18 protein-coding genes are annotated in these 17138 nt (G+C 44.3%); 12 read left to right on the plus strand and 6 right to left on the minus strand.

The window, feature by feature from the left end:
* The 4 genes from F6K53_RS32765 to F6K53_RS32780 all read left to right on the plus strand — a co-directional run.
* Positions 1-554, plus strand: a 554-nt coding sequence (locus tag F6K53_RS32765) for a glutathione binding-like protein (protein WP_293083566.1), incomplete at its 5' end; no start/stop codon positions are given.
* 580 nt (positions 555-1134) lie between these two features.
* A complete protein-coding gene (locus F6K53_RS32770) occupies positions 1135-2934 on the plus strand; it encodes a mechanosensitive ion channel domain-containing protein (protein ID WP_293071014.1) in 1800 nt (599 codons plus the stop codon).
* Positions 2935-3971: 1037 nt separating this feature from the next.
* Positions 3972-5792, plus strand: coding sequence for a mechanosensitive ion channel domain-containing protein (locus tag F6K53_RS32775; RefSeq protein WP_293071016.1), 1821 nt, complete (start codon positions 3972-3974; stop codon positions 5790-5792).
* A 100-nt stretch (positions 5793-5892) separates the two neighbouring features.
* The gene (locus tag F6K53_RS32780) at positions 5893-6585 is read left to right on the plus strand and encodes a CPBP family intramembrane glutamic endopeptidase (RefSeq protein ID WP_293083569.1); all 693 of its coding nucleotides are present in this window, start codon (positions 5893-5895) and stop codon (positions 6583-6585) included.
* Here the strand turns inward: F6K53_RS32780 and F6K53_RS32785 are convergent.
* Positions 6528-6680 (minus strand): hypothetical protein, encoded by a 153-nt coding sequence (locus F6K53_RS32785; RefSeq protein WP_293048116.1) that lies wholly within the window; start codon positions 6678-6680, stop codon positions 6528-6530. The two genes, F6K53_RS32780 and F6K53_RS32785, sit on opposite strands and share 58 nt — an antisense overlap.
* Before the next feature lie 21 nt (positions 6681-6701).
* Complete coding sequence (gene queD / locus F6K53_RS32790) at positions 6702-7094, minus strand: 6-carboxytetrahydropterin synthase QueD (RefSeq protein WP_293048125.1); 393 nt, start codon at positions 7092-7094, stop codon at positions 6702-6704.
* 441 nt (positions 7095-7535) lie between these two features.
* On the opposite strand from queD, the gene fumC reads away from it, so the two are divergent.
* Both fumC and F6K53_RS32800 read left to right on the plus strand, forming a co-directional pair.
* Entirely contained in the window at positions 7536-8930 is a 1395-nt protein-coding gene (gene fumC, locus F6K53_RS32795; protein ID WP_293071025.1) for a class II fumarate hydratase, read from the plus strand.
* Positions 8931-9070: 140 nt separating this feature from the next.
* Positions 9071-9391 carry a hypothetical protein gene (locus F6K53_RS32800; RefSeq protein ID WP_293027688.1) on the plus strand — a complete coding sequence of 107 codons (321 nt, stop codon included), beginning with the start codon at positions 9071-9073 and terminating at the stop codon, positions 9389-9391.
* Here the strand turns inward: F6K53_RS32800 and F6K53_RS32805 are convergent.
* Together F6K53_RS32805 and F6K53_RS32810 are read right to left on the minus strand one after the other, a co-directional pair.
* Entirely contained in the window at positions 9381-9653 is a 273-nt protein-coding gene (locus F6K53_RS32805) for a hypothetical protein (RefSeq protein ID WP_293071019.1), read from the minus strand. The genes F6K53_RS32800 and F6K53_RS32805 overlap by 11 nt on opposite strands.
* On the minus strand, positions 9634-10590 hold the full coding sequence (locus tag F6K53_RS32810; protein WP_293027682.1) for a cation transporter: 957 nt from the start codon (positions 10588-10590) through the stop codon (positions 9634-9636). The genes F6K53_RS32805 and F6K53_RS32810 overlap by 20 nt, the downstream gene beginning before the upstream one ends.
* Positions 10591-10606: 16 nt before the next feature.
* On the opposite strand from F6K53_RS32810, the gene F6K53_RS32815 reads away from it, so the two are divergent.
* Positions 10607-10834, plus strand: a complete 228-nt coding sequence (locus F6K53_RS32815; RefSeq protein ID WP_198954364.1) for a hypothetical protein — start codon at positions 10607-10609, stop codon at positions 10832-10834.
* A 329-nt stretch (positions 10835-11163) separates the two neighbouring features.
* On the opposite strand, the gene mutL is transcribed toward F6K53_RS32815, so the two are convergent.
* Complete coding sequence (mutL, locus tag F6K53_RS32820; RefSeq protein WP_293083572.1) at positions 11164-12933, minus strand: DNA mismatch repair endonuclease MutL; 1770 nt, start codon at positions 12931-12933, stop codon at positions 11164-11166.
* Entirely contained in the window at positions 12911-13048 is a 138-nt protein-coding gene (locus tag F6K53_RS32825; protein ID WP_293027671.1) for a hypothetical protein, read from the minus strand. Before F6K53_RS32825 ends, mutL begins: the two co-directional genes overlap by 23 nt.
* 419 nt (positions 13049-13467) lie before the next feature.
* On the opposite strand from F6K53_RS32825, the gene F6K53_RS32830 reads away from it, so the two are divergent.
* From F6K53_RS32830 to F6K53_RS32850, 5 genes are all read left to right on the plus strand, one after another.
* Entirely contained in the window at positions 13468-13644 is a 177-nt protein-coding gene (locus tag F6K53_RS32830; RefSeq protein ID WP_293083575.1) for a hypothetical protein, read from the plus strand.
* Between the two features lie 7 nt (positions 13645-13651).
* Positions 13652-14584 (plus strand): sulfotransferase domain-containing protein, encoded by a 933-nt coding sequence (locus F6K53_RS32835; protein ID WP_293083578.1) that lies wholly within the window; start codon positions 13652-13654, stop codon positions 14582-14584.
* A 131-nt stretch (positions 14585-14715) separates the two neighbouring features.
* The gene (locus F6K53_RS32840) at positions 14716-14985 is read left to right on the plus strand and encodes an AAA-like domain-containing protein (RefSeq protein WP_293027665.1); all 270 of its coding nucleotides are present in this window, start codon (positions 14716-14718) and stop codon (positions 14983-14985) included.
* A 3-nt stretch (positions 14986-14988) separates the two neighbouring features.
* Positions 14989-16392, plus strand: coding sequence for a WD40 repeat domain-containing protein (locus tag F6K53_RS32845; RefSeq protein ID WP_293027662.1), 1404 nt, complete (start codon positions 14989-14991; stop codon positions 16390-16392).
* A complete protein-coding gene (locus tag F6K53_RS32850; protein ID WP_293027658.1) occupies positions 16373-16939 on the plus strand; it encodes a Uma2 family endonuclease in 567 nt (188 codons plus the stop codon). Before F6K53_RS32845 ends, F6K53_RS32850 begins: the two co-directional genes overlap by 20 nt.
* Positions 16940-17138: the final 199 nt, after the last annotated feature.

The following is a 17138-nucleotide window of genomic DNA, read 5'->3' on the forward strand; positions in this document are numbered from 1 at the left end:
GCATCCCGACCATCGTGGATCGTGGTAATGACGATTTTGTGGTTTTTGAGTCGGGTGCGATTCTTTGGTATCTAGCTGAGAAATATCAAAAGTTCCTTCCCGAGGGGGAAAAAGCTCGATCCCAAGCACTTCAGTGGCTGATGTTTCAGATGAGTGGCATTGGACCGATGATGGGTCAAGCTATGTACTTTCAGCGGATTGCAGAACCTCAAGGGCATCGTGATGAATTTGCCATCAAGCGCTATGGGTCAGAATCACGCAGGCTGCTGGAAGTCTTGGATCAGCAGCTTGAGGGGAAAAGTTATATCCTTGGTAATGAGTTCACTATTGTAGATATGGCCACTTATCCTTGGGCACGAGCTTATTACTGGGCGAAAGTATCGGTGGATGGGCTGAACAACCTTCAAGGCTGGTTTGAGCGTATTGATGCTCGACCTGCAACTCAACGTGCACTAGAGCTCCCGAAACCTTTTCCTGCTTTTTTTGGAAAAGGGGATGTGGCTGCAGCAGAAGCGGCTAATTCTGCACGTTTTCAAAGTGATGTTAAACCATAAGCCATGGATGATGGAAACAAAAATTAACATTCGGGGAAATAAAAATGTGATAAAATCCTAGTCGTTGATCAGGGAAGATTGGGCAAAATTTTTGTCCAAGGTGTTTGTTTGCCAAAAATGTTGGTCAAAAATAAGCACATCCCTTGATTTGATCCAATAAAAGGCTATCTATACCTTTTTGACTGTTTACAGTTAACTGTTAACCGTTAACTATTGATTGCCCCGGGATCTTCTTTTTAGGGTTAGATATAGAGGATTATTAAGGGATAAATTATGTCAAAATCCCGAAGAGTTGGGGAAAATTCAGCTCCTATCCTCTTGAGATCTGCCCCCCTCAGTCTAAATCGAGCAATGTTACAGCTGTGCCGATCTTCCGGTGGTAAGCTCGGGAGCAACTGTTGACAGTTAACGGTTAACACTGAACAGTGAACCAAACTATACACCTTATATCTTCTTTGATTAACACTGAAAAGTCAACCAAACTGTACAGGTTACATCTTCAGGTGCGCTTGACCTTGGCGAATTTAATTCTTAATAGGTCAAGGGCACCTAATTAACGTCTTATCAACACGAAAAACCAATGATTCTTTACCGACAAAAGAAATTTAGCATTTTGTTTGGCAGTCTCTTAATCGTTGGGGCATGGTGGTTACCTGTCCAAGCTCAACAGACCACTAATTCACCCAATGAGCAAGCGGTTACGACTGAAGATTCAACTATTCCGAAAGCGGTTACTACTGCAGATCCAACTATTCCGATTGAGGAGCTAGAGCTATTGCTCAAGCCATTCACTAAGGATGAGCTGGATGGTGAAGCTCAGGGGTGGATGTCCTTGCTTAAAACTAAAGTTAAAGAACTCAGCGATGCGGAAATTGCTGTCAAGCGCAAAAATCGAGAGCTTCAAAAAACTAAGGAAGCTGTTGATGCCCTAGAAGATGCCAAAAAGGCTCTTGAGGAAGGGACTGAGCCATCCCCATCAGGTGGCGTAAAAGCTAAAGAGGGGGCGGAAGAAGCACAGGAAGCTCTCGAAAAAGCTCAGGAGTCAGTAAAAGAAGCAGTCAAACAAGGAGAAAAGACCGAGCAGGATAAAACCTCGCAAGGGGCGATTGATCAAGCAGTTGAAGGTACTCAACAGCAGAAAGATAAAGCCAAAACCTCAAGCTCAGAAGAGGAAGTTGCTAAGGTTCAAGAGCAGATCGGGACAATTAGCAACAAAGTCGTTACGGATGAACAAGAGCAGAAAAAGACTGAACAGGGACTGGAAAAAGCCAAAGAAAACATAGAAGAAGCGGTCGAGGCGAAGGCCGAAGTTAAAAAGCAAGTACTGGTCAACATGACCAGATTGCGGGATGAACGCACTGCTTTGAGCGATCGCTTTGAGGTGGTACTTCAAGAGCTGGAACTTAAAGACGGTGATGTCAAGTCGTACAAAAAATACATCGATGCCATCAGTGGGATTAAGGTAGACGTAAGCGACACTCAAGGAACCTGGATTACCATCGTCGGCTGGCTCCAGTCTAAAGAAGGAGGTCTGCGCTGGGCGAATAACATTGGCAAATGTATAGGAATCGTTGCTGGTTTTAGCATCCTATCGGTGATCTTAAGTACACTCCTCGAGAAATCTTTGTGGATGTTCCCGAATATTTCAGTGATGTTGCGTCAGTTCTTGGTTAGTCTAACCCGCCAAGGATTATTTGTGGTGGGTATTATTGTAGGGATTACTGCCCTAGAGGTCAGTATTGGCCCACTGATCGCTATGATTGGAGCTGCTGGTTTTGTGGTAGCATTTGCGTTACAAAGTACCCTCGGTAACTTTGCCAATGGGTTAATGATATTACTCTATAAACCTTTCGACGTGGGGGATATGATTGAAGTAGCTGGGGTAAAAGGAGAGGTTGAGGATGTTAACTTAATTTGCACCACCATCAAGACTCCTCGAAATAAAATTATTATTGTGCCCAACAATTCAGTCTGGGGTAACGTTATCGAGAATGAAACCACTAGCCCCGTCCGCGCTATGTTTATCACAGTAAGGGTCAGCTACCAAAATAGTATTACTCAAACGAGCCAAGTTCTTAAAGATATTGCTAACTCTCATCCTTTAGTATTGAAAGACCCAGAACCTTGGATTACGACCGGTGAATTGGCTGAATATGCTGTTAAGATTTGGTTTAAAGCATATACTAAGACAGAGGATTACTGGACTGTCTATCCTGACATCAATCGAATTATAAAAGAAAGATTAGAACAAGAGGGAATTGTGATCCCACTGCCGAGACAGGAACTATACATTAGCGAATCTATGGCTAAGGAAGAGGGCAGTATGGCAAAAAGGTTTAAAGACAATGACCTTCCCCTAGAAGAAGTTATGCCCAGATAGCAACTCCTTGCGCTCCATAGCTCTCTCCCCAAGGGTTAAACCCCACATTCCGCAGATTAATTTGTAGTATGCAAAGTAATACGCTAATCCTGTGTACCTTGGGGATTTTTTACATATTAATATTTAATTATATAATTAGCTATGTTTTATAGGCTACACATAAATCGTGATAATTACGTACTACACGGTGAAGTGCGGAATGTTGGTTAAAGGATGCTTTAATTAGCAGCCAGGTAAATAAAGATATGATAAAATCATAGTCGGTGCTCAGGGAAGATTGGCCAAAATTTTTGTCCAAGATGTAAGTTGGATGAAAAATGTTGGTCAAAAATAAGGATATCCCTTGATTTGAGCCAATAAAAGGCTATCTATGCATTGTTAACTATTTATAGTTGAGTGTAAAATTTTCACTATTCACAGGTGCATCTTAAGGTTGTAAATCTATAACTCAAGGAACTGGACAAGTGTTTTAGCCTTCAATGGTCGTATTTTTCCAAAAGCGATGCAGCGAGGTAGCACGGTCTTGGGGAGCCAGCGCGGTCATAGGGGGAACCTCTATGAGCAACTGCCGTGGTTTCCCCCACTCGCGCTTGGGATCAAGACAGTGAGATGCAGCCACTATTGACTGCCCCCGGCTCTTCATTTCTTGGTTAGATACAGAGAATTAGAAAGGCATAAATTCTGTTAAAATCCCCAATATTTGCGGAAAATTCCGATCCGCTCCTCTGGTGCTCTACCCCCCTCAGTCTAGATCGAGCAATAGTTACAGCCCTGCCGATCTTCGGAGGGTAATCGGGGAGCAACTATTCACACTGAACGGTTCACACTCAACAGTGAACCAAACTATACAGGTTGCATCTTCATTGTCTTGATGCAGTCGCTCATGGTTTGAATTTACCGTAAGATAGTGGAGCCTTATTAAAAAATATTTAACCCTTTTCTGCATAACCTGCTAACTATAAAGGCTCCACTATCTAAGGTTTTGTCTCCGGGGGAAACCCCCAAGACCGCGCTGCATCGCTGGTTCACACTCAACAGTGAACCAAACTATACACGTTACCTCTTCATTAACGTCTTATCAACACGAAAAACTAATGATTCGTTACCGACAAAAGAAAATTAGCATTTTGTTTGGCAGTCTCTTAATCGTTGGGGCATGGTGGTTACCTGTCCAAGCTCAACAAAGCACTAATGCACCCAATCAGCAAGCAGTTACAACTGCAGATCCAACTATTCCGATTGAGGAGCTAGAGCTAATGCTCAAGCCCTTGACTAAGGATGAGCTGGATGGTGAAGCTGAGGGGTGGATGTTCTTGCTTAAAACTAAAGTTAAAGAACTCAGCGATGCGGAAATTGCTGTCAAGCGCAAAAATCGAGAGCTTGAACAATCTAAGGAAGCTGTTGATGCCCTAGAAGATGCCAAAAAGGCTCTTGAGGAAGTAACAGACACTAAAGAAAAAATAGAGACTGAGCCATCACCATCAGGTTCTGTTGAAGCTTTAGACGCTGCACAAGAAGCACAGGAAGCTCTCGAAAAAGCTCAGGAGTCAGTAGAAGAAGCGGTAAAAGAAGAAGAAAAAACCCAGCAGGATAAAACCTTGCAAGGGGCGATTGATAAAGCAGTTGAAAGTACGGAAGAGGATAAAAATAAAGCCAAAACCTCAGACGAGGAAGTTGGTAAGGTTCAAGAGCAGATTGGGACAATTAGCAACAAAGTCGTTACGGATGAACAACAGCAGAAAAAGACTGAACAGGGACTGGAAAAAGCTCAAGAAAAGATAGAAGAAGCGGTAGAGGCCAAGACCGAAGTTAAAAAGCAAGTACTGGTCAACATCACCAAACTGCGGGATGAACGGGCTGGTTTGAGCGATCGCTTTGAGGTGGTACTTGAAGAGCTGGACACTAAAGGTGGTGATGTCGAGTTGTACAAAAAATACGTCAATGCCATCAGTGGGATTAAGGTAGACGTAACTGACACTCAAGGAACCTGGATTACCATTGTTGGCTGGCTCCAGTCTAAAGAAGGAGGTCTGCGCTGGGCGAATAACATTGGCAAATGTATAGGAATTATTGCTGGCTTTAGCATCCTCTCGGTGATCTTAAGTACACTCCTCGAGAAATCTTTGGGAATGTTCCCAAATATCTCAGTTATGCTGGGTCAGTTCTTGGTTACTATCACCCGCCAAGGATTATTTGTGGTGGGTATTATTTTAGGGATTACTGCCCTAGAGGTCAGTATTGGACCACTGATTGCTATGATTGGAGCTGCTGGTTTTGTGGTAGCGTTTGCGTTCCAAAGTACCCTCGGTAATTTTGCCAATGGGTTAATGATTTTGCTTTATAAACCTTTCGACGTTGGCGATATGATTGAAGTAGCTGGAGTAAGAGGTAATGTTCAGGATGTTAACTTAATTTGTACCACCATCAAGACTTATCAAAATAAAATTATTATTGTGCCCAACAATTCAGTCTGGGGTAACGTTATCGAGAATGAAACCAGTAGCCCCGTCCGCGCTATCTTTATCACGGTAAGGGTCAGCTACGCCAATAGTATTACTCAAGCGATCCAAGTTCTTAACGATATTGCCAACTCTCATCCTTTAGTATTGAAAGACCCAGGACCTTGGATCGACACCGGTGAATTGGCTGAATATGCTGTTAACATTTGGTTTATGGTCTATACTAAGAGAGAGGATTATTGGACTGCCTATTGTGACATCAGCCGAATTATAAAAGAAAGATTTGAACAAGAGGGAATTGTGATTCCACTGCCTCAGCATGAAATATACATAAGCGAAGCAATGGCTAAGGAAGAGGGCAGTATGGCACAAAGGTTCAAAGGAATGACGTTATCCTAGGGATCCCCTTAGGAAACTTGTACAACTGGCACAGAACTTACCGATAGTTTCCAGCAAAGCTTCTAGCATAACCAATAAAGTTATCACCGGAGAATTTCCAATGCTCAAGACTCACTCTGGTAAACATCCCCTATTGGCTCTGCTACTGCTAGTTCCTGCTGCGAGTATCGGTATAGCAATGGCACTATATATTGCTCCAGGATCATTAGGGCAGGCAGTATCCTTATTTTGCAAAGTCTGGTTACTAGCACTGCCTCTTGCTTGGTTTTTCTGGGTGGATCGTGGCAAGTTACGTATATCCTGGCCGAAGGGACAGGAGTTGTTGACTGGAACTATTTTGGGACTGTTGATGTTTGGGATCATCCTTGGGGCTTATTGGCTTTTCGGTCAGCACTGGATTGATCAGACGGATCTTCGCACTAAAGCCCAAGAAGTCGGCATAACTAGTGCATACATTTACCTACTCGGGGCGATGTATTGGACTTTGATTAATGCCTTCCTGGAAGAGTATATCTGGCGTTGGTTTGTCTGGAGCAAGTGCCAGATTCTAATCCCGGGACTTGGGTCAGTATTGCTTTGTGCATTGCTGTTTACCCTCCATCATATTATTGCTTTAACGTTTTACACCCAGGATTGGCTGGTGGTCATCCTTGGGTCATTAGGGGTGTTCATGGCTGGAGCGGTATGGTCGTGGTGCTATCTAACCTACCGTTCCATCTGGTCTGGTTATCTTAGTCATGTTCTTGCTGATTTAGCGATCGCATTTGTCGGTTGGCAACTCCTATTCGGGTAACTAAGTTCTTGACTCAGGATAATTACCCTTAATAAAAATCTCCCCATCTCCCCATCTCCCCATCTCCCCATCTCCCCATCTCCCCATCTCCCCACCCTCCCATTAATTATCGCTATTCAACCGGACTTGATATTAGGTTTCATGTATCGCGTACCAGAGGTACAGGTTTCTTGAATTTCAACGGCATACAATCCTGGTAAACCTGCTTCTTCAAGTCGCTCAAAAACCCACTTGGCGATCGCTTCACTAGTAGGATTCTCCAAGCCAGTTGTCTCATTGAGGTAATAATGATCCAAAAAGTTATCTAACAGAGGCTTGACATAGGTCTTGATATCTCCATAGTCCATTATCATCCCCTGTTTGGAACCCTCCTCAATCAGTTGATTACCTTTGACATATACTCGCCCCACCCAGCTATGGCCATGTAACCGACTACATTTGCCGTCATGATGGGGAAGGCGATGAGCAGCTTCAAACCGAAACTCCTTGTAATTTAACCATTCTTCCATCATTTAGAATTAAGAATTAAGAATTTAGAATTTAGAATTTAGAATTTAGAATTTAGAATTTAGAATTTAGAATTTAGAATTTAGAATTTAGAATTATCTGACAATTCCTAGAAAAAACTCTATTGAGTTTAACCTAATTGTAAGAGGTAATCTAGACAAATATAACAGGTTACTGAATAAACTAGAGCCGATTAGTTTTGGTGTTTATGATAAATTAAGATTAGGGTTCAGGATTTATTGGGAAATCATAATCAAGTTTTAATATAGCCATAAACGGTTACCAAAATTGCTGATATCTATCGCTATTTTAAACATAGCATGAACTACGATAAAAGCCATGCATACCTACTCCCTACTCCCTACTCCCTACTCCCTACTCCCTACTCCCTACTCCCTGTGCTATACCATAAACGAAGGAACCAAGGGGAGTTGATATCACTGATGACTAAGATGCGAATAGAAACCGATAGTATGGGGGAAATCGAAGTTCCTGCTGATCGGTATTGGGGCGCTCAAACTCAGCGATCGCTAAAATATTTCTCGATTGGACAAGACTTTATCCCCCCGGAAGTCATAACAGCGATGGCTATTCTGAAAAAAGCGGCTGCTCTGACTAACTCTGAACTGGGTAAATTACCAGAGGATAAAGCTAAGTTAATCATTGAAGCAGCAACTGAGGTGATCGAAGGCCAGCTAGACGGTCACTTCCCTCTCCGTGTTTGGATGACTGGTAGTGGTACCCAGTGCAACATGAACGTGAACGAGGTGATTGCTAATCGTGGGATTGAACTAGCTGGGGGGGTGATGGGTAGCAAAAACCCAATTCATCCCAATGACCACGTCAATATGTCCCAATCTTCTAATGATACCTTTCCCACAGCTATGCACATCGCGTCAGCGGTAGCCTTTCATGAGCGACTGATGCCCAAGGTCAAGAAAATGCGGGATGCTCTAGAGGAGAAAGCGAAAGCATGGGATAATATAGCGAAAATTGGGCGCACTCACCTTCAAGATGCTGTACCGTTAACCTTGGGTCAAGAGTTTTCCGGTTACGTTGCCCAGCTAGATGCTAATTTAGCACGGATCGACTCTGTGCTTCCTGGCTTATACGAGTTGGCGATTGGTGGAACGGCGGTCGGGACTGGGTTAAATGCTGGCAAGGGGTTTGCAGAAAAGGCTGCTGAGCATATTGCTAAGTTGACTGGCTTGCCCTTTGTGTCTGCTCCTAACAAGTTTGCGGCTCTAGCAGCTCATGATGACATGGTTATGGCTAGCGGTGCCCTGAAAACCCTAGCGTGCTCGTTATTGAAGATTGCTAATGATATCCGTTTCCTAGGGTGTGGACCACGCTGCGGATTTGGGGAACTGAAGCTGCCATCCAATGAGCCAGGGTCTTCGATTATGCCAGGAAAAGTTAATCCGACCCAGTGCGAAGCGATGACTATGGCAGCTACTCAGGTGATGGGCTACGATAGTGCGATCGCATTTGCTGGTGCTCAGGGGCACTTTGAGTTGAATACCTTTAAGCCCATGATTGTGTTCAACTTGCTCCAATCTGTCCATCTACTTGCTGACAGCTGCAACAATTTCACAGACTTCCTGCTGAAGGGACTCGAACCGAATCGAGAGAAAATCCAGTATTTCCTGGAACAGTCCCTGATGCTAGTCACTGCTTTGAGTCCAATCATCGGTTACGACAAAGCTGCAGAAGTGGCGCACCATGCTTCTGAGAAGAACCTTACCCTCAAAGCAGCTTGCCTAGAATTAGGCTATGTTTCTGCTGTTGAGTTTGACCAGATTGTTGATCCCTATCGGATGGCCTATCCCCTTGATTAGTTTTTTAGGGAGTAGGGAGTAGGGAGTAGGGAGTAGGGGGAAGAGTGTGGGGAGAGGGGGGAGATTTGTAAATACTATATTGAGCAATTCCCAGCAACCTTTAACTATAAACTGAAAAGGATAATGTTAGCAATTTTAAAATGTTTGATTTTAATATCCTATGTGATTTCTCCCGTAACCATTGTGTAGCCATCTGTGCCATTTTAGTTCCTGCTAACTTGCTCCTGACCTTACAAACTATCATCTTTACTGTGATTGGTTATCCCCAAGTTCAGGTGCGGAAAGCTGCTTTAGTTGCGTGCATCCCAGCTTTGGCCATGCTATTCCATGTTTATAGTTGGTTGATGATTGGAGTAGTGATGGCTCCGACCTACATTCTGTTTACTTTAGCAGCTGTCTGCTTAAGTATTAATTTTTGGGCAATAAACTATTATAGTAGATTAGTTTATTTTAGGGAATAGGGAATCGGGAATAGGGAATCGGGAATAGGGAATCGGGAATGGGGAATCGGGAATGGGGAATCGGGAATGGGGAATCGGGAACAGAGGAACCCACCCCTAACCCCTCCCAGGAGGGGAACAGAGGCAAGAGGCAAGAGGCAAAAAGTCGGTAGTGGTAAACAATTCGTGATTTTAGCTCCCGAAACCTTGACCAGACCTGGGCTAAACCACTACCCGACTCCCGACTCCCGACTCCCGACTCCCTACTCCCCATCTGCTTCATCTTTACCGTTGATTTGTTGGTTACGGTTCGAGCCATTCCATCGTATGGATTCGGTTAAGTCATCATCGATGTGGAAAATAGCTTGTACTGGTCCGTAGCGTTCTTGAATTCCCCCCTGAATCCGTTCAGCAATCAGGGAAATGACTCCTGAGAACTCTGGATGCACTACCAAATGCATTTCAACATACATGAAGCGTCCTACAACACCCCGGCACTGAATTTGATCACAGCGAGTGACACCTCCAACTTGATGGGCTATGTTAGCGATCGCTTCTGGATCAATGGGAGTTTGTTTGACTAGCAGGGGCAATTGCCAGTTGATAACTTGCCAACAATTTGCCCCGGCAAAAAGCACCAGCACACTACTCAACAGTGGATCCAGCCATAGGAAACCTCGGGAAACCCCCCAAAGCCCACCGAGTACTAGTATAGTTAAGCCCACATCCTGAAGCATTTGAGCGGCCTGAAAGCGTAGGGTAGGACTCCTGACCACTTTAGCTTGGTAAATCATCAGGCAAGACCAACCAAGGCTCATGGCTAATACTGCTCCCAACAATTGTATTAAGGGTAAACTGAGCCGGACAGGAATAGTTAAGGTTCCTCCCTGAATCAGAGTTAGTAACTGCTGAGAGGAGAGTAAGCACAAATTTCCCCCAGCAAAGCCGAAAAAGGCAATTAGCACAAAGGTAATCACCGTTTCCCGTTTACCATGACCATAGACTGACAGATCTGGCGAATTGTCATAGGTAGTGATCATCAGCAAATTGATAAGGGTATTAAAGCAAATTAATAGGGTGAACAGGGATTCCCCCATCAGACTGAGCGATTGGGTAGCCCAAGCTGCTGACACCTTGACTGATAAAACAAACAAGCTGAGCCAGAGGGTAATGAATAATACCAGACGACTAGTCTGATCGCGGTTTGGTCCTTCGGTCATGGCCTGAAGGTAACAGATGTGGATTACCTTCACATTATCTTTGATTACCCTATTATTGATTGAGGCATCAGGCAATTATGCCATTTTATGGCAGTTCTTAATGGTTTTGGGGAGTTGGGAGTCGGGAGTCGGGAGTGTGGGAGGTGTGGGGAGTGTGGGGCGGGGGCGCAGGGAGTGTGGGGCGGGGGCGCGGGGGGAGAAGAAAGAAGAGCAGAGAAGAGCAGAGAAAAGGAGAGAAGAGTAGCAGGGAAGAGGGGAAAAAATCCTGTGTACCTCATTACTATGAACACTGCTATTATTAATGAGCAAGTTTTAACCTTACAAACTTGCTAACTTGCCAACTTAATAACCTTTAACTTGATAACTTAATAATCTTCAACTTGCTAACTTGATAACTTGCTAACCTTCAACTTGATAACTTGCTAACCTTCAACTTGATAACTTGCTAACCTTCAACTTGCTAACTTGCTAACCTTCAACTTGCTAACTTGCTAACTTGATAACTTGCTAACTTGCCAACCTTGGCCAAAAGGCCACGCTACGCGAACAACTTGCTAACCTACCAACCCTTCCTTATATCCCATGACTTTTCCCAATCACCCAATGACGGCGGAAAAAACGGGAAAGAGCAGACTCTTTTAACGATAAATAAATGGGACGCCCGTGGGGACAAGTGCGAGGGTTTCTAGTCTTTTTCCACTGATCTAATAACTGCTGCATTTGTGATAAACTTAGAGGGATACCATTGCGAATTGCACTGCGGCAGGCAGTTGCTACTTGAGCGGTTTGTAAGTCTCCTCCTAAACTCAGCTCTAATAGGGCTTTGGCACAATCGTCTCGCTCGCGCAACAGTTCTGGTGCATTCCGTACTGCCCACAGCTCTTCTCCAAAGGGGTCAACTTCTAAACCAATCCGCTGTAGTTGTTCCACCTGCTTAGGGGATAACTGCTGGAGAATGATGGGAGGTTCTAAGGGGACTAACTGCCAGCGATCGCATAATTCTTCATACAACACCCGTTCATGGGCAATGTGCTGTTCAATTAACCAAATACCGGTGGGATGCTCTGCTACGATATACATATTATGAAGCTGAGCCATGGCTCGCAGTTGGATTAGCCCAATATCATCGGTTTTGTTATCAGTTTTGCTATCAATTTTGCTATCAGTTTTGTCAGTAATTTCTTGAGTGCCTGGTATCAGTTCAATTGAACGACTAGTGGTGTAACCTCCTCTAGCTTCCGATGTTTTGAGTAACTGTTTTACCCTGTTCGAGTGAATGGTTTCTGGCAGATTAGCTGGGGTGATTCGCAAAGCGTGCTCGATAGCTTCAGCAACTTGCTGTTGCCAGTAAGATACCGAGTGTAAGTAAATTTCGGTCTTGGCTGGATGACGATTCCAGTCGATTTGACTCGGACAAATCCGCAGGTGCAGGAAACAAATGGGATAGCGGTCGCGAGGCAAGGTTCGAGCTAATGCTGTGATCATGGTTTGTTCCAATTCATGCGATCGCACAATCCGTCCATTAGTCGCTACCTTTACCCAGTCTGGACGTCTGCGATGGCATCGATCCGGTAATCCTAACACTAGCTCCATCAAACCATTTCCGAGATTTCCCTTAGTGCTTTTATCCTGTTCTTGTTCTGTTCCCGAATCCGGTATCGGCACCTCTACCGTTAGCGGCTGCAAATCACTTTCCTTTAAGTGCTTGATAATTTGAGGCAGAATCTGTTGGGCAGTATGACCAGGACAAAGATTAAACCATGGACGTCCATTTTGCTCCACTTGCCAGCTCACCCTAGGATGACACAGAGCATGTTGATGAATAATGGTTTGGACAGCACGCAACTGTTGTGCCATCGCCGGTAAACCCTGACGACGCACGGGCAACTTACCAAATAAATTAGACACTATCACAATCGTACCGGGTGCGATCGCAGCAGTTTCAATCTGACGCAGTTCACCTTGGGAATTATAGAGCACTCGCCACCCCTGACTATTTCCTGAGCATCGGCTCAAAATTTCTAACTCTGCCACAGCCGCCAAACTATGCAACGCTTCCCCACGAAATCCCAAACTAGTAATCTTCCACAGATCATCACTACTAGAGATTTTGCTAGTACTGTGAGCAGAAGCCGCTTTTTGCAAATTCTTCACCTCCATCCCTGTGCCATTATCTGCCACTCGTACCCGCCATTGCTCAGTCCACAGGGAAACGGTAATCCGACTTGCCCCAGCATCAAGGGAATTTTCGATTAGTTCTCGCACCACTGCGGCTATTGAATCAATCACTTCCCCAGCAGCAATTAGATGAACTACGTTTTTAGGTAGGGTTTGAATAATCATTTAAGGGAATTGGGAATTGGGAGTAGGGAATCGGGAATCGGGAATCGGGAGTAGGGAATCGGGAGTAGGGAATCGGGAATCGGGAATCGGGAATCGGTAAAAAATTGTACCTCATAAGTAGGATAAACGCTATATAGTTAATTTTTAATTAATTTTGTATAAAAGACAAACGACAACAAACAATTTTACTATAAATAATGTTATTAAACGGATTTACCTTAGTTCGATAGAACCAACGTGATCCAGGAATTAAGAATTTGGAGGATCGCGTCATTCCAAATTAATTATAAATTATTTACCCAATAATTAGTAATTCATTAGCGTTTGCTCAGCCATACAATTTTAGATTATATCTCAACAATATTGAGGAGTATAATAATTAAGTAATTATGGTTAGTTATCTTAACAATAAAACTGCCAGTTTATGACCTATAATTTAGATTTACTGCTATAGGATGTTGTGTATATAATCAAAAGTATTGCTGATCTAGCATAACCCTAAAAAAATATCCGAATGAGTCTGATAATTTCTAGATGAGCTACAGTCAATTTTCTGCCCTCTACTCCCGATTCCCGATTCCCAATTCCCGATTCCCGATTCCCGATTCCCGATTCCCGATTCCCGATTCCCGATTCCCGATTCCCGATTCCCGATTCCCGATTCCCGATTCCCGATTCCCGATTCCCGATTCCCGATTCCCGACTCCCTAACGAAACAATGAACCAACAACGACAAAAACCCCACTACTCCATGTGTCAGGGATTCCGTATTCCCATGGGATTTCCGGTAACCTGTTTTGAATCTGGACTCAGTTACAATGCTCAACCGGAGGATAACTTTATTGTTACTTATCCCAAATGTGGCACAACTTGGGTTCAACATATTGTCTGGATGCTCAACCATGATGGCGAACCCCTACCTGTGGGCAAAGACATCAATTTAGAAGTACCTCATCTCGAAGAAGTGGGTGCTGATTTTGTAGCAGCCATGGCATCCCCAAGGTTTATTAAAACTCATATTTCTTACTCATTCACCCCTTATTGTGCTGATGCCAAGTATATCTATATTGCTCGCAATCCCTTTGATTGTGTTGTTTCTTTTTATTACCATACTAAAGGGTTTGTGAAGCACTATAATTTTGCAGAAGGAACCTTTAATGATTTTTTTGAATGCTTTATTGAAGGGGAAGTTGATTGGGGCGATTATTTCGAGCATTTACTGTCTTGGTATGACCATCGCCAGGATGACAATGTTTTGTTTATCACTTACGAAGCTATGAAAGCTGATACTCCCAACTATATTCGAGAAATTGCTAAGTTTTTAGGGAGTTCATACCTAGACAAACTCAATAATGCTGAAATTTTCAATAGCATTCTTAAACACACCAGTTTTACCAGCATGAGCCAAGACCAAAGTCGGTGGTCGAGTCAGCGACCTAAAGAAATGACACCGTTTATCCGCAAAGGAGAAATCGGAGATTGGAAGAATCATTTTTCTGACGATCAAATAGCCCGTTTATATGATAAATTTATAAAGAAGACTGCTGGAACAGATATAGCAATGTTGTGGGCTGATTTGATTCCCAGTAAGCATTCAGCCGTCAGCAGTCAGCCGTCAGCCGTAGCCCATAAGCTGACAGCTGATAGCTGACAGCTGATAGCTGAATAATTACCTGTTCCCTATTCCCTGTTCCCTATTCCCTGTTCCCTACTCCCTACTCCCTACTCCCTACTCCCTAAAACCCAACAATTTTTACCTCAACCAATTGAAAACTGCTACACATGGACACCTACGAATATCAAGTCGGTGGTAGTTTAAAATTAGATGCCCCTAGTTATGTAGAGCGTCGAGCTGATGCTGAACTTTATAACGCTTTAATTAGGGGTGAGTTTTGTTATGTGTTCAACTCCCGACAGATGGGTAAGTCTAGCTTGCGCTTACGCATCAAGTATCGACTGCAACAGGCTGGTTTTAGCTGCGCTTCTATTGATATGACTCGAATTGGTAGTGAAACTATTACTCCCCTGACAAACAATAGCGCTATTGTTTAGGGAGTGGCTATTAGCCCAGAAGGTAAAACCATTGCGTCAGCGTCAGGGGACAAAACCGTTAAGCTTTGGCGCTATAATGGGGCATTACTAAGGACGTTTCAGGGGCATAATGACCGCGTTTACAACGTTGCCATCAGCCCAGATGGTCAAACCATTGCGTCCGCGTCAGGGGATAAAACCGTTAAACTCTGGCATGCTGATGGCACTTTACTCAATACTCTTCAGGGCCATAGCGATCGCGTTTACAACGTTGCCATCAGCCCAGATGGTAAAACCATTGCGTCCGCGAGTTGGGACGGAACCGTTAACCAGTGGAGTTGGGAAGGCACATTACTCACTACCCTACGAGGGCATCAAGATTTAGTGTACGGTGTGGCCATCAGCCCAGACGGAAAAACTATTGCATCGGCGAGTTGGGATGGAACGGTTAGGCTCTGGAAACCCGATGGCATCATCCTCACCAGGCTCAGGGGGCATAGTGATTTAGTTTGGGGAGTTGCCATTAGCCCAGACGGAAAAACCATTGCATCGGCGAGTTGGGATCAGACCGTGAAACTGTGGAATACAGACGGTAGCCTACAAAGAACCCTGAATGGCCATAGCGCTAGAGTTTCAGGAATAGCGATTAGCCCCGATGGTAAGATGATTGCTTCCGCTAGTGCCGATAACACTATCAAGCTCTGGCACAGAAACGGTAGCTTGCTAAAAACCTTAACAAACCATAGCAGCGCTGTTTTAGCAGTAGTCTTCAGCTCCGACGGTGAGATGATGGCTTCCGCTAGTGCCGATAAAACCATTAAGCTCTGGAAACGGGACGGTACCTTAATTAATACCCTTAACGGCCATAGCGATCGCATTGATGGAGTAGCCTTCAGCAAAGATGGGACTCTAATTGCTTCCGCCAGTTGGGATAAAACTGTCAAGCTTTGGACGCCAGACGGAACCTTGATTACTACCCTCAAGGGACACCATGACCGGGTTTACAGCGTTGCCATCAGTCCCGACGGTGAAACCATTGCGTCCGCGAGTTGGGACAAAACCATTAAACTCTGGAAGCGCGATGGAACCTTGATTACTACCCTCAACGGTCATCAAGCAGGAGTATTAGGAGTAGTGTTTAGCCCTGACGGTAACAGAATTGCTAGCGCTAGTTATGACAAAACCGTCAAACTCTGGAAGCAGGATGGAACCCTTTTAACTACCCTGAAAGGACATAGCGATGGCGTCTTAGCCGTAGTTTTCAGCCCCGATGGTGAGATGATCGCCTCCGCCAGTGGAGACAACACTGTTATTATATGGAATTTAGATCAAGTCCTGGATTTAGACCAGTTACTAATCTATGGTTGCAATTGGATACAAGATTATTTGAACACCAACTCGGAGGTTAATGATGTTTGTCACCCTTAACTTAGAAAATGTAGATTTCACCGATCAGCAATTTTATCATCTTTGTAAAATAAATCCAGAGTTACAGTTAGAGCGCACTGCTAAGGGAGAATTAATTATCATGCCACCAGTAGGAGGAATTAGTGGAAATCAAGAAGCAGATTTGATTACTGAACTAACGATTTGGAACCGTCAAACTAACATGGGAAAAGTTTTCAGTTCCTCCACCATGTTTAAACTCCCTAACGGCGGAGATAGATCCCCCGATGCAGCTTGGGTAAAGTTAGACCGTTGGCAAGCCCTCACACCAGAACAACAGCAAAAGTTTCCCCCGATTTGCCCTGATTTTGTGATTGAATTGCGTTCACGGACAGATACACTTAAGTCTCTACAAGACAAGATGAAAGAATACCTCAACAGTGGCTTACAACTAGGTTGGTTAATTAACCCTCAGAATCAGCAAGTAGAAATATACCGTCCCAATCAACCAGTAGAAATAGTCGGATTTCCAGTTAGTTTATCTGGAGAAGAGGTACTACCTGGATTTGTTTTGACAGTACCTATTTGAAGAAGAGAGTGTGGGGAGTGGGGGGAGATGGGGAGTGGGGGGAGATGGGGAGATGGGGAGATGGGGAGATGGGGAGATGGGGAGATGGGGAGATGGGGAGATGGGGAGCTGGGGAGATGGGGAGATGGGGAGATGGGCAGATGGGGAGATGGGGAGATGGGGAGATGGGGAGATGGGGTGATGGGGAGAAAATATATAA

The sequence above is a fragment of the Moorena sp. SIO4A1 genome, from assembly GCF_010672065.1.
Lineage (GTDB): Bacteria > Cyanobacteriota > Cyanobacteriia > Cyanobacteriales > Coleofasciculaceae > Moorena.

Bases quoted from the DNA above. Each gene is read 5' to 3' on its own strand.
- F6K53_RS32780 (WP_293083569.1), top strand. From the start codon at position 5,893: ATGCTCAAGACTCACTCTGGTAAACATCCCCTATTGGCTCTGCTACTG.
- fumC (WP_293071025.1), top strand. From the start codon at position 7,536: ATGACTAAGATGCGAATAGAAACCGATAGTATGGGGGAAATCGAAGTT.
- F6K53_RS32840 (WP_293027665.1), top strand. From the start codon at position 14,716: ATGGACACCTACGAATATCAAGTCGGTGGTAGTTTAAAATTAGATGCC.
- F6K53_RS32835 (WP_293083578.1), top strand. From the start codon at position 13,652: ATGAACCAACAACGACAAAAACCCCACTACTCCATGTGTCAGGGATTC.
- F6K53_RS32830 (WP_293083575.1), top strand. From the start codon at position 13,468: ATGAGCTACAGTCAATTTTCTGCCCTCTACTCCCGATTCCCGATTCCC.
- queD (WP_293048125.1), bottom strand. From the start codon at position 7,094: ATGGAAGAATGGTTAAATTACAAGGAGTTTCGGTTTGAAGCTGCTCAT.
- F6K53_RS32805 (WP_293071019.1), bottom strand. From the start codon at position 9,653: ATGAAGCAGATGGGGAGTAGGGAGTCGGGAGTCGGGAGTCGGGAGTCG.
- mutL (WP_293083572.1), bottom strand. From the start codon at position 12,933: ATGATTATTCAAACCCTACCTAAAAACGTAGTTCATCTAATTGCTGCT.
- F6K53_RS32815 (WP_198954364.1), top strand. From the start codon at position 10,607: ATGTGGATTACCTTCACATTATCTTTGATTACCCTATTATTGATTGAG.
- F6K53_RS32825 (WP_293027671.1), bottom strand. From the start codon at position 13,048: ATGAGGTACAATTTTTTACCGATTCCCGATTCCCGATTCCCGATTCCC.
- F6K53_RS32800 (WP_293027688.1), top strand. From the start codon at position 9,071: ATGTTTGATTTTAATATCCTATGTGATTTCTCCCGTAACCATTGTGTA.
- F6K53_RS32810 (WP_293027682.1), bottom strand. From the start codon at position 10,590: ATGACCGAAGGACCAAACCGCGATCAGACTAGTCGTCTGGTATTATTC.
- F6K53_RS32850 (WP_293027658.1), top strand. From the start codon at position 16,373: ATGATGTTTGTCACCCTTAACTTAGAAAATGTAGATTTCACCGATCAG.
- F6K53_RS32770 (WP_293071014.1), top strand. From the start codon at position 1,135: ATGATTCTTTACCGACAAAAGAAATTTAGCATTTTGTTTGGCAGTCTC.